This window comes from Adhaeribacter sp., from assembly GCF_057359045.1.
The window spans coordinates 1-12,092 of record NZ_JBMQUD010000003.1 but is presented as its reverse complement, the minus strand read 5'-3'; the positions used below and the strand labels follow the sequence as shown (position 1 = coordinate 12,092).

The 12,092-nt window shown below is 42.0% G+C and carries 11 protein-coding genes; 2 read left to right on the top strand and 9 right to left on the bottom strand.

Translation table 11 applies throughout. The features are described 5' to 3' along the window. Positions 1–222: 222 nt before the first annotated feature. Positions 223–654 (top strand): tellurite resistance TerB family protein, encoded by a 432-nt coding sequence (locus ACO1R6_RS00420; protein WP_486261350.1) that lies wholly within the window; start codon positions 223–225, stop codon positions 652–654. 150 nt (positions 655–804) lie between these two features. On the opposite strand, the gene ACO1R6_RS00415 is transcribed toward ACO1R6_RS00420, so the two are convergent. From ACO1R6_RS00415 to ACO1R6_RS00375, 9 genes are all read right to left on the bottom strand, one after another. Further along, positions 805–2,562, bottom strand: a complete 1,758-nt coding sequence (locus tag ACO1R6_RS00415; RefSeq protein ID WP_486261348.1) for an SLC13 family permease — start codon at positions 2,560–2,562, stop codon at positions 805–807. A gap of 156 nt (positions 2,563–2,718) precedes the next feature. Continuing rightward, on the bottom strand, positions 2,719–3,906 hold the full coding sequence (locus ACO1R6_RS00410; protein ID WP_486261346.1) for an aspartate aminotransferase family protein: 1,188 nt from the start codon (positions 3,904–3,906) through the stop codon (positions 2,719–2,721). Positions 3,907–4,072: 166 nt separating this feature from the next. Next, positions 4,073–4,543: a Spy/CpxP family protein refolding chaperone gene (locus tag ACO1R6_RS00405; RefSeq protein WP_486261344.1), complete on the bottom strand. Its 471-nt coding sequence runs from the start codon at positions 4,541–4,543 to the stop codon at positions 4,073–4,075. A gap of 7 nt (positions 4,544–4,550) precedes the next feature. Next, positions 4,551–4,976: a hypothetical protein gene (locus ACO1R6_RS00400; protein ID WP_486261342.1), complete on the bottom strand. Its 426-nt coding sequence runs from the start codon at positions 4,974–4,976 to the stop codon at positions 4,551–4,553. A 30-nt stretch (positions 4,977–5,006) separates the two neighbouring features. Next, positions 5,007–5,546: an RNA polymerase sigma factor gene (locus tag ACO1R6_RS00395; RefSeq protein WP_486261448.1), complete on the bottom strand. Its 540-nt coding sequence runs from the start codon at positions 5,544–5,546 to the stop codon at positions 5,007–5,009. A 454-nt stretch (positions 5,547–6,000) separates the two neighbouring features. Continuing rightward, positions 6,001–7,407, bottom strand: coding sequence for a vWA domain-containing protein (locus tag ACO1R6_RS00390; protein WP_486261340.1), 1,407 nt, complete (start codon positions 7,405–7,407; stop codon positions 6,001–6,003). A gap of 595 nt (positions 7,408–8,002) precedes the next feature. Then, complete coding sequence (gene bcp, locus ACO1R6_RS00385) at positions 8,003–8,452, bottom strand: thioredoxin-dependent thiol peroxidase (RefSeq protein WP_486261338.1); 450 nt, start codon at positions 8,450–8,452, stop codon at positions 8,003–8,005. A 75-nt stretch (positions 8,453–8,527) separates the two neighbouring features. Continuing rightward, positions 8,528–10,450 (bottom strand): M23 family metallopeptidase, encoded by a 1,923-nt coding sequence (locus ACO1R6_RS00380; protein ID WP_486261336.1) that lies wholly within the window; start codon positions 10,448–10,450, stop codon positions 8,528–8,530. Continuing rightward, a complete protein-coding gene (locus tag ACO1R6_RS00375; RefSeq protein ID WP_486261334.1) occupies positions 10,437–11,048 on the bottom strand; it encodes a fumarylacetoacetate hydrolase family protein in 612 nt (203 codons plus the stop codon). Before ACO1R6_RS00375 ends, ACO1R6_RS00380 begins: the two co-directional genes overlap by 14 nt. 254 nt (positions 11,049–11,302) lie before the next feature. Between ACO1R6_RS00375 and ACO1R6_RS00370 the strand changes: the two genes are divergently transcribed. Continuing rightward, positions 11,303–12,092 (top strand): M48 family metallopeptidase (locus ACO1R6_RS00370; RefSeq protein WP_486261332.1); only part of this gene is annotated, 790 nt, incomplete at its 3' end.

Below are 12,092 nucleotides of genomic sequence, written 5' to 3'. Positions count from 1 at the left end.
ACAAAAAATATATAATCGGGCCTTTGTAGCCGTTTTAATTAAAAAAGTAACAGTTAACATATACAAAAACAATAATATATCGTATCTTATGTAGTTCCCGGGTCAGGCTTGCTTACGTTAATTTTCTGAGCAAAAACAATAATTTTATTTCTGATTTGGTATAGGATGCCAGACTTTTCGAGCCATTTTTTTAATCAGGTCTAAGACTTAATATAAACGGATATGTTTAATCTTTTTGAAAATGAACAAATTAAGCGGGTTAAGAACCACATTGCCAATTTAGGTGCGTTGGCCAAAATAGATGGCCATATCGATTCTTCGGAAATGAATTATATAATTGCTGTAGGCCAGAAAAATGGTTTAAAACCCGAAGACGTGCGCACTTTAATTTCGAATACCGATTCGGTGAAGGTACATATTCCGGAAAACGATTCGGAACGGTTTGACCAAATTTATGACCTGGTAGAAATGATGCTGGCCGATGGTATTGTAGACGACAACGAAATGGAATTTTGCATGGAAATGGCCGCCAAATTGGGTTTCCGGAAAGCCGTGGTAGGTGTTTTGGTTCGTAAAATTTCGATGGGCGTAAAAGATGGGTTTTCGCGGGAGCACATTAAAAACGAATCGCAATCTTTTTTAAATATTAAATAAAGCCATTAACCTGGCGCTATAAATATTTACACGCAAAAAGAAAGCGGGGGTAAAACATTAGTAGGTTTTGCCCCCGCTTTCTTTTTTAACAAAGTTCTGTTAAACCGTTGTTTGCAACTTGCAATTAGTTTAACCAAACTATTTAATTTATTACAAAGGCCAGAATATAGGCACCATAAATATTATAATCAGGACGGTAATTAATGTAAGTCCCGAACCAATTTTAAGAAAATCGCTGAAGCGGTATTTGCCCGGCCCGTAAACCAGAATACAAGATGGTTCGAAAGGTGTTACCAGCGATACCGAAGCTGCTAACATAATGGCAATAGCAAAAGTACGGGGGTTGGCATCCAGGGCTTCGGCGGTTTGCAGGGCCACCGGTACAATTACCAAAGCGGCGGCTGCATTAGACATGGGCTGGGTTAAGAAAACGGTCAGGAAAATAAAACCGGCCAGAATACTCAGGGTTCCGAAAGGGGCCAGTAAATCTACAATACCATTGGCCAGGTAATTGGCGGCCCCTGATTTATCCATGGCCGCACCAAAAGCAGTCATGCCCCCAATCAAAATTAAAAGTCGCCAATCAATGGCCTGGTACGCCCGGTCGGTACTAATGCAACCCGTTAATATACTGATAACAGCAGCGCTCAAAAAGCTGATTGATAAAGGCAGAATATTAAACGAGCCCAGAATAATAGCCAGCACAAACGCCGACATGGTGATTATACCTTTACGTTTCCGGAACAGCACCTGCGAAAACTCTTCTAATACAGCCAGGTGTTGGTTAGAACGTAAATAATTTAAGCGTTCCTGCGAGCCCTGTACCAAAAGCAAATCGCCTAATTTTAAGCGCACATCACTTATTTGGGTCCGTAGGGTTTCGCCTTTGCGCGATACGGCCAGCACAATTAAGCCGTAGCGCCGCTGAAAATCTATTTCCCGGATGGTATGCCGGATAAGGTTAGAATGCGCGGTTATCAATATTTCGGCTAGCCGGATGTCCGGACTTTGTAAGGCATCTTCCAGCACCACGTCGGCCATAATTTCAATGCCTTTGGTTTCCCGGATTTTTATCAAATCATCTATTTCGCCTTCTACCAGCAAAATATCACCGCCTTGTATGCGCGTCCGGTAATCGGGTAAAAACTTTTCTTTCTCCCGGATAATATTCAGCATTTTAAACTTTTTTTTGCTTAAATCCGAGGCATATACCAGTTGGCCCACCAGCGGCGAATTTTGATTAACCAGCACTTCGGTAATATATTTCTGCATGGCATATTCTTCGGTAAGTGCGTGCTCCTGGTGGTTGGGCAAAAGTCTTTTCCCAATGGTCATCATGTAAATAATGCCTACTATAAAGATAGTAATGCCAATAGTCGAAATCTCGAACATGCCTACCGGATCTAAGCCGGCTTTGGCAATGTAACCACTAACTGCAACGTTGGTTGAGGTACCAATTAAGGTACAGGTACCGCCCAGGATAGAAGAAAAAGCCAGCGGCATTAATAATTTAGAAGAGCTTATTTTAAGTTTCCGGGAAACACCCATAAGCGGCGAAACAAACATAGCCGTAACAGTGGTGTTGTTCATAAATGCTGATATAGCACCCGAAATAAGCATTACCAGAAACAACAGAATATTCGCACCTTTACTGGCCACTTTTACCAGTCGGGCAATTAAAAACTCCAGAATACCCGATTCTTCTAATGCCGCTGTTAATACAAATATACACGCCAGTATTACAATAAAATCGCTGCTGAAACCGGCAAAGGCATCGGCGGGGGTAATAACCCGGGTGGTGCACAATACAATCAGCATGATTAAAGTAACCATGTCTACAGATATTTTTTCTGTAGCGAATAAAATAATGGCTATAACGAGCAATGTTAAAACAATAGCTATTTGCATATTCTGGTTAAAAACGTAGCAGCTAATTAAACCTGTCCGGAATTAAAAAACATTGGCTTTTTACAACAGGTATTGCTTTTACTCTTTGGGCTGATTATAGTTCTATGCGATTAAGAATTATATAACCTTTCTTTAAAGCGGTTCAAGCTAATAAAATTAAGCGGATTCATCAATAGCAGCCAGAATTTGGGTACAGGCTTCTTTAATTTGGTCAGGGTTAATGGTCAGGGGCGGGGCAATGCGCATAGCGTTATCGCAAAACAAAAACCAATCGGTAAGTACGCCTTTGGTAATTGCCCGATCAATAATGGGTTTTAACACGGCAAAGGAGGCAAATTCAACGGCCATGAGTAAGCCACTGTTGCGGATAGCCTTAATTTGGGGGTGCACCAACAACTCCCGAAATAAATTAGCTTTACCGGGTACAGCCGCAAGCAGGTTTTCTGATTGTACCACTTGCAGCGTAGCCAAAGAGGCAGCGCAAGATACCGGATGGCCGCCAAAGGTGGTTAGATGGCCCAGAATAGGCTCCGTCTTAAAAACCGACATAATCTTAGCCGAGGAAATAAAAGCCCCAATGGGCATGCCGCCGCCCATTCCTTTGGCGCATAATATAATATCGGGGATAATCTGGTATTTCTCAAAAGCCCAGAACGTACCGGTACGGCCAAAGCCCGTCTGAATTTCATCGAGAATGAGCAAGGTGCCGGTCTGGTCGCATTGGCGGCGTAAGGCAATAAAATAATCTGTATCCGGTATCCGCACGCCGGCTTCGCCCTGTACGGCTTCTATAATTACCGCTGCTGTTTGGTTTGTAATATTATCTAAATCGGGCAAATAATTATACTGGATATGACTGACGCCGGGTAGCAACGGCCGGTAAGCGCGTTTAAAATTTTCGCTCCCGGTAACCGATAAAGCGCCGTGCGTAGAACCGTGGTAAGAGTTGAAACAAGAAATAAACTGGGTACGGCCGGTATAGCGTTTAGCTAGTTTTAAAGCACCCTCTACGGCCTCGGCACCGGAATTTACCAAGTAAACATTATCTAAAGGAGCTGGTAATGTTTTTTGCAGTTCGGTAGCCAATTGGGCCTGTGGGGCTTGCACAAATTCGCCGTATACCATCAGGTGCAAATACTTATCTAACTGGTTCTGGATGGCCGCTAACACATGCGGATGCCGGTGGCCTACATTGCTAACGCCAATGCCCGAAATTAAATCCAGGTAACGTTGGCCGTCCTGGCTGTACATGTAAACACCTTCCGCTTTTTCAATTTCCAGAAGCAACGGAAAATCAGAAGTCTGGGCCTGGTGTTGTAAAAATAACTGGCGATTCGAAAGCATATAATTTGGGGCTGTATGTTACAATTAGACCTAAAAAGTAATAACCAGTTAAGCCAGGCAGTATTTTAGCTCCGCTAGTTTAAAACCGATATTTTTTCTTTTCGACTGCAAAGATCAAAAAAAAGCCTGACTTTGTTTAAGTCAGGCTTTTTTATTGGTTAATGTTCTATCGGTTGCTGCCCCGGGCCGTTTGGCCGGTGTCTAGTTTTTTTAATAAAACTTTGGTAAAATCGCGTTCGCTCCGGTATAAAGTAGCAATTTGCCTAACCGAAATTACCCGCATAAACCGCTCCATGTAATTTTTATCTAAGTTCAGTTCTTCCTGACGCCAGTTAAAACGGTTGTTCAGGGCCGTTCTGATTTCGGCTTCCGACATGGCATCAATATTTTCCATGCGTAAAGCCCGCGATTTATCGCGCAGTAACTCGCGCTCGCTTTCTAACTGGTTGTAAATGGGCCAGAATTTCTGCGATTGTTCCGGGGTTAAGTCTAACTTTTCGGTCAGGTAAGCAATTTTGGCGTTCTGAATATTTTGTAATCTTTCTTTGCTGGGCTGGTCACGGTTCTGGGCCTGTAAGAACAAACCGGAGCCGGTTAATAGCCAAAAAAAAGTAAAAATAAATTTAAAATCTTTCATTCGTTAATTAAAAGGTAATTTCATTTAAGTCGGCCAACTCAACTTCGTGCCAGATATCTTCTTCGGTAGCCTGAATAAATTCGTAAGAAATATCTTTTTCGGCCTGCGACAAATAAGCTAAGTCGGTAGGGTGCAGTTGTTCTGTATTTACTAAATAATCTACTACTTCGGTTTTAGATACCGTAGCTAATAATTGTTCCGGGTTTTCGGTTGGTTGGTTCTGGTTGCGGAAAGTTACAAAAAATATGCCCAATAATAAGACCAATCCGGCTAAAGCCCCTTGTAAACCATAGTTGCGGAGCCAAAGCATCCAGGCTGGTTGGGAAACGCGTTTATCTTGCTGTACCCGGGCCATTACAACGCCCGGCAACTTTTCGAAATAACCCGCCGGTGCCTCGTAAATATTCTTCTTCGGTAATTCGTCCAGTTTCATGTTAGTTAGAGTTATAACTAAGCCTTGGGTTTAATGTGAAGTCAAAAATTCTTCAATTTTTTTTACCGCTAAGTGATAAGAAGCTTTTAAAGCACCTACAGAGGTTCCTACAATTTCTGATATTTGCTCGTATGTTAAATCGTCGTAGTAACGCATATTAAACACCAAGCGTTGCTTATCGGGTAACCGGAGCAACGCTTTTTGCAGTTGTTTCTGAATTTCGTCGCCGGCCATAGTAGGCGTGGCATCAATCTTTTCGGATAATTCGGCGGCTACATCGTTAATTGGTAAAAAAAACTTGCGGCGTTTCGAAGCCAGAAAATTTAAACATTCGTTCGTGGCAATGCGGTAAATCCAGGTGTAAAGTTGCGATTCTTGGCGGAAATTTTCCAGATTTTTCCAGATTTTAATAAAAGTTTCTTGGGTGAGGTCATCCGCATCGTCGTGGTCGATTACCATTTTGCGGATATGCCAGTAAACTTTTTGCTGATACTTGCGCACTAGCTGGTTATAAGCAAAGTTGCGGGTATCCGGGTCCAAAAATTTCTGGACTAGCTCTTTATCTTCCAAGGTTTTTAAAATCGGTTCGAGGCGGTTAATAGTTGCCAAGTAATTTTTATGTAAGAAGTAATTTATGACTAATTTTCATTATATAAAATAACACTCCGCCGGGCGGTTAATAATTTTATTGTCTAAACCAGTATAGATTAGCCCAAGTATTCGGGTTTAGTACCTTTAGAATGTTTGCTGTGGTAAATAGCCGGAACCCGAAAAAATCTTGGTCAAAAAAGCATAAATCGACTTTAACTTATTTTTTGGGATTAACTGAGTAACAGAATTTTTTCTGAACCAAGCTTATGCAGGCTAAAATACTTCTAGCAATATAGAATTGTAATTCTGTAGGAAATTTGAATTTAAGAGAATAATAATAAAAAAATAAGTGCCCGCAGGGCCTTACAGAAACTGTTTACCTGCTGGTAGTATTTGCCTGAGAAATGCTGGTAAAAAAAGCTATTGGAAAAAATTATTTGGTAAAGAGTTTAACCGTAGTGGTAACCGCCGATTTTATGGTAAAATCTTGCACATCGGTAAATTTACTGCCGTTGGCAAATTTGGTGCGGTAAACCAAGCGGTAGTTTCCTGGCTGTAGGGGTAAATTTATTTTGCTGCTGTTTTCCGGAAAGTTGTAAATCCAGGTTTGTTGCCCGTTTTCGTTTATGGTGTATAAACTGCCGTAACCCTGCAACTCATTGGGTACGCTTAAAATGCCCGGCGAGGGAAAAGTAATGGTGTTGGTTTGGCTCGGTTTAACGGTTACATCGGGTAAATAAAGGCGCGGTAGAGTAAGTATTTCTAAATCGTAATTGCCGGTTAAATATTTTTGCCGGGAACCAAAAGGTTGGGCCAGTAATATTTTATCGGAGCCTTTTTCCCGCACCAAAGCTTGTACCAAACCATAAGGCGTAGGGCCGTCTTGCCGCAGGTGCAAGGTGCCTTGGGGTACCTTTACTGAAAATACATTGTGCTTACCCGGCTGAATTTCTAAGCGGCGCAAAATAGTGGGAGGCACGGTATTCACGACTAAATCATAACTCATCAGGGCATCAATATTCAGGTTATCGGGTTTGCCGTTCTGGTCCAGGTAATGCACATAATTGTACTCGGGTTCGTTGGTAAGTGAATTTACCAGTGTAAGATTTACATTCGATTCTACCGAGCGGCCACGATCGTCTTTTAATTCTACGGCTACGGATGTATTGCTTAAAGCAATATCTACCACCTGGTTCAGGATTTTACTAAACGCATTAATATCAGCGGCATTAAAATATTGCCCTACACACGAAAAATGCTGTTCAAACTGGCTGTCGGCCCCAATACCAATAACAAAAGGCCGTAAAAAAATATGCTTTTGCTGCAATGCCAGCGAAGCCGCGCAAGGGTCACCGCCACAAGATTCTAAGCCATCGGTAATAATTATAATAATATTGCGGGCAAATTTATCGGCCGGAAAATCGTTAGCCGATTGCTGCAAAGAGTACGTGATAGGGGTATTGCCTTTGGGTGTAATTTGTTTTAACCGGTTAATAATTTGCGCTTCGTTGCCCTCCGAAAAAGGTACTTCTAGTTTAGAGTCCTGGCAATTATTGCTTTCGCGGCCATATAAATGCCCGTAAGCCCGTAAGGCAAGTTCCAGGTTTTGGTATTGCTGCAAAGAATCTACCAGCTTAGAAAGCAAATTTTTGGCTACTTCGGTGCGGGTGCTGTTTTCCCATTTGGCCAGCATACTACCCGACATATCGAGTAAAAAAAGAATACGGGTTTTTTTAGGCGGAACGGGATTATTTTTGGTTTGGGCAAAGGCACAACTGCCGGTAACCAAACCCCATATAAGGCTGGCTAAGATTATTGCCCGAAAGAGGTTTTTCCCCATACCCCGATTTAGATTTCTTTTATAACGATAAATTTACCTGGTAAATACTTTTTGATACTTAAAGCTGTAGAGGCGTGGGCCTCATGTATGCCCACCTACGTTAAATAACTTTAAATATAACAATATGCCGGCAAAGCTAAATTACCCTAAAGATAGAAAAACTATTTAAGAGTAATCTGATTTTTATGCAAAATAATATTTGTTCTACAAAGAGGCAACGTTAGATTTATACCTTAGCTAATAAGCCATTATAGGTAAAATAAGCTTAGTTTAAGTATGTATATTAATCTTATTATATATTTTATGTTTATAAAATGAATCCTATATCCTGGGTGTGTTATTTTGCCATAAAAGGTCAGCGGGTTAAGCCGAAGAAGTTTTAAAATTTAGATTAATGGTGGTAGGCAGATTTAGCTTTTCTGGCCCGGGTTTAAAGAAGTTTTAGTTTTAAGTTTAGTGGGATGTGGTTTCTAAAACAAATTATTCTTTGCAAAGCGCTGGATTATTTTGCAAATAAAAAGCCCGGCGGGTGTTTACATAATTAAACACCCACCGGGCCAGGTAAAGAGATAATAAAAGTTAGTTAGCCACCGGTTTATTTCACCAATTGGGCCGCATGGTTTTTAGTGTCTACCTTGGTAATAATATCCTGGATAATACCGTTTTCGTCGATGAGGAAAGTGTAGCGCATGGTGCCCATGTATTTGCGGCCGTACATCGATTTTTCCTGCCAAACCCCGTACGCTTCTACCATTTTTTTATCGGTATCGGAGAGCAAGGTAAAAGGCAGTTCAAACTTCTGAATAAACTTCTGGTGCGATTTCTCGTCATCGACGCTCACGCCAATAACCTCGTAGCCTTTTTGGCGCAGGTCGTAATAATTGTCGCGGAGGTTACAGGCCTGGGCAGTACAACCGGGGGTATCGTCTTTGGGGTAAAAATATATAACGAGTTTGCGGCCGCGGTAATCCGATAATTTATGGGCAATGCCATCCTGATCCGGAATCGCGAAATCGGGGGCTTGGTCGCCAACTTGCAGTTTCATAAGCTTAATGGTTTAATTTAATTAAAGAGTGCGGTTTATAACTGGCGCGCTTTGGTTTTGTTTAAAAGGCGACGCTTAAATTTTAAGGCGGTAAATACCCTCATTGCCAACAGCATCTTTTAAGCGCAGGACCAAATCGCCGGCCAATGGTTCCGATTTATTTAACCGTTCGGAAGTTAAAGTAGCGTTTTTGTGTTCAAATTTCATCAGCAAAAATTCCCCATTCAACTCGGCCCGGAAATAAGATACGCCCGATAAATCGTCGCCGATTTTGATTTTAATTACCTGCGCCGATTTAGAAACCAGTTTCATGGTAGGAGCTTTTGTATCGCTTAAAATTTTAAACTTACCCAGGTTACGCGCTGAAAAAGTAATATTATTGCCCTCCCAAGCGCCACCCAAAAAGCCCCGGCTGTTGCCCCAGCCCAAATAATATACGGCTGCTTTGCTCTTATCCGGAATAACTTCGTCGGTTTTTAAAGTAACTTTTACCGGCTGAAATAAAGGGGTAAGCGGATTATTGATAGCATAAATGCCTTTATCAAAAGAGGCTTGCACGTACAAAGTATCGTATAAAGAATTTTTACCGAATACGGCCGTGAGGTAGCGGTTCGAAAAAGTATACTCACTACCCGATGGCACCGCCAGGTTATGCGCAAAACGCTTGGTAATATTATTCCAACGCATAGAGTCGGGCAAGCCGCCGCGTAAATCGTAGAGGTAAACGGCGTAAGAGGCCTGCGAGTAGCTGGGCAACAAATCGTAACGCAATTTATTTACAAATAGCTGTACATTAGGCACGTTGCGGGTAGTATCGTTGCCCACTATTTTTAGAATATTCTCGGAGATATCGTAGCTGAAATCTATCTTCTTAACAACCGGACCCGGGGTATAAAAATAACTTGGTTTTACGCCTTTTAAAGCAAAGCGCAACGTGGTAATATTATTGTGCGAGTCTTTTAGCTGCACACTTACCTGGTAAATTTTGTCCGGAAGCACATTTAATTTACCCCGGTTAGCGCCGGTGCGGTACAAAGGCAGTTGGTTACCATCATCAATATACAGTTTCTGAAAATTTTTGCCCGTAGATTTATAAGTCTCATAATTGATGTGCCAGGATACCTGCCGGTTTAAATCAAAAGGCACGCCATCAATTACATGGGTGTAAAACGGTTTGCCGTCTATCTCTACGTCAACTTGTTGTACGCCATTTTTATTTTGGGCCTGGCTTAAGCGATCAAAAGCCAGTACTTCCAAACCAATTAAGCCGTGGGCAGTAAGGGTATCGGGTAAGGTATAATTTAAGCCACTTTTTACCGGCGTAAATTCAAAGCGGCCAAAGCGGTTATTTACGCGCCCATCAATAGATAAAGAGCGGAGCGCCAGCGAAGTAAAAGTGGGCGGTACATCGTCTTTAATTTCCGGGAAATTGTATTTAAGTGGATTTTGCAGGTTGTTTTTGCCATCGCGCACCTCAAAGTGTAAATGCGGACCAGCCGAGCCGCCGGTGTTGCCGGAACGGGCAATTTCGTCGCCTTTCCGGAAAATAAATAAATCTTTGGGTACATTTAGCCGCAGTTCAAAAGCCTCCTGTTCGTAATGCTTGCGCAGCACGTAGTCGGTAATAGCCGGATGAAAGGTTTCGAGGTGGGCGTACGTGGTTACTAATCCGTTGGGGTGGGTTATGTAAAGCATGTTGCCGTACCCGTAGGTAGATACCTCAATGCGCGACACGTAACCATCGGCGGCAGCATACACCGGCAAGTCAATTACCTGGTTGGTTTTAATATCAATACCCCCATGAAAATGGTTCGGCCGGATTTCGCCCATACTGCCAGCCAGAAAATTTTGTTGACCCGGCATTATCGGGAAACCAAAGTAACCCGGTGGCGCTAAATCGGTGGGTAAAGTAAGCTGATTAAATTGGGCCTGAGTGGTAAACGAAAAAAGAAAATACAGGAAAAAGAACGGCAGGCTTATTTTATTACTTAATCTCAAAATCTAAAAGCTTTTTATCTTCTATAAATCCTTCTAACCGGTCGCCAATTTTTACCGGACCTACGCCTTTGGGCGTGCCGGTAAAAATAATATCGCCTTTTTTTAAGGTTATAAACCGCGACATGTAAGCGATCATTTCATCAAACGAATTTAACATGAAGCTGGTATTGCCGGTTTGTTTTTCGGTGCCGTTTACCAGTAGTTTAAAATTAATGTTACTTAAATCCGGGAAATTGGTAACAGGTAAAAATTCAGAAACCGGGGCTGAGCCATTAAACCCTTTGGCTAAAGTCCAGGGCAAACCTTTGGCTTTGGCTTTGGCTTGTAAATCGCGGGCCGTAAAATCTATACCCAGGCCAATGGCATCGTAATATTTAGAAGCAAATTTAGAACTGATGTTTTTGCCTTCTTTACAAATCCGTAGCGTTAGTTCCACCTCGTGGTGAATATCTTGTGAAAAATCGGGGAAATAAAACGGATCGTTATTTTTAAGTAAAGCTGTGTCGGGTTTAAAAAATATAACGGGTTCGTCGGGTACTTCATTTTGTAATTCGGCAATATGTTCGGCGTAATTTCGGCCGATGGCAAGTATTTTCATAAAGTCCTTGGCTTTTCCATTCAAAAATAAACAGATATTTCCGGGCATAAAAATATGCTAACCAGAATTAAATATTTTAGTAAAAGCATGCTATAACATTTTATATTCGCGCCAACGTATAAAAAGTGTTTGGCATGTAATATGCATATACTTAAAATGCCGGAGGTATAATAAGGGGAAATATGGAGCAGTAATGTTGTTTCAGATTGTACTTCAGGTTTTTAAGAAATTTAAGTCCTTAAAAAACTAAAACTATGTTAAGAAAAATATTTGTTTCTGCCGCTTTACTTGCAACTGTAGCTTGTTCAACGGTACCTATTACCGGTCGGCGGCAATTATCGTTGGTGTCTAGTGCCGAAATGCAAAGTATGAGTTACACCAGTTATAAGCAGGTTTTAGATACCTCTACGGTGTTAAATAATTCTAATGCGGCCATGGTTAAAAGGGTAGGGCAGCGGGTACAGCGAGCCGTAGAACAATATATGGCTCAGAATAACTTATCGAGCCAGTTGGCGGGTTTCCAGTGGGAGTTTAATTTAATTCAGGATAAACAGGTAAACGCCTGGTGTATGCCGGGCGGTAAAGTGGCGGTTTATACCGGTATTTTACCTTTAACCCAAAACGAAACTGGTTTAGCAGTAGTAATGGGCCACGAAATTGCACATGCTATTGCTAAGCACGGCGATGAGCGCATGAGCCAGGCGTTAATAGCCCAGATGGGTAGTTCGGCCGCACAAGTGGCGGTAGCTAACCGTACGCCGGTTGCGCAAAATATTTTATTAACAGCTGTGGGAGCTGGTTCGCAGTTAGGTATGTTGCATTACGGCCGTAACCAGGAATCGGAAGCTGACCACTTAGGTTTAATATTTATGGCCATGGCGGGTTACGATCCGCAGCAAGCCATTCCTTTCTGGGAACGTATGGCGGCACAAAAAGGAGGCGCAGCACCACCGCAATTGTTGTCTTCGCACCCTACCGATGCTACCCGTATCCGGGATATTCAGCGATTAATGCCCGAAGCGCTTAAGTATTACAAAAAAAAAT

Excerpts from the sequence above, each read along its gene's own strand:
- ACO1R6_RS00420 (WP_486261350.1), top strand. The coding sequence starts at position 223 with ATGTTTAATCTTTTTGAAAATGAACAAATTAAGCGGGTTAAGAACCAC.
- ACO1R6_RS00415 (WP_486261348.1), bottom strand. The coding sequence starts at position 2,562 with ATGCAAATAGCTATTGTTTTAACATTGCTCGTTATAGCCATTATTTTA.
- ACO1R6_RS00410 (WP_486261346.1), bottom strand. The coding sequence starts at position 3,906 with ATGCTTTCGAATCGCCAGTTATTTTTACAACACCAGGCCCAGACTTCT.
- ACO1R6_RS00405 (WP_486261344.1), bottom strand. The coding sequence starts at position 4,543 with ATGAAAGATTTTAAATTTATTTTTACTTTTTTTTGGCTATTAACCGGC.
- ACO1R6_RS00400 (WP_486261342.1), bottom strand. The coding sequence starts at position 4,976 with ATGAAACTGGACGAATTACCGAAGAAGAATATTTACGAGGCACCGGCG.
- ACO1R6_RS00390 (WP_486261340.1), bottom strand. The coding sequence starts at position 7,407 with ATGGGGAAAAACCTCTTTCGGGCAATAATCTTAGCCAGCCTTATATGG.
- bcp (WP_486261338.1), bottom strand. The coding sequence starts at position 8,452 with ATGAAACTGCAAGTTGGCGACCAAGCCCCCGATTTCGCGATTCCGGAT.
- ACO1R6_RS00375 (WP_486261334.1), bottom strand. The coding sequence starts at position 11,048 with ATGAAAATACTTGCCATCGGCCGAAATTACGCCGAACATATTGCCGAA.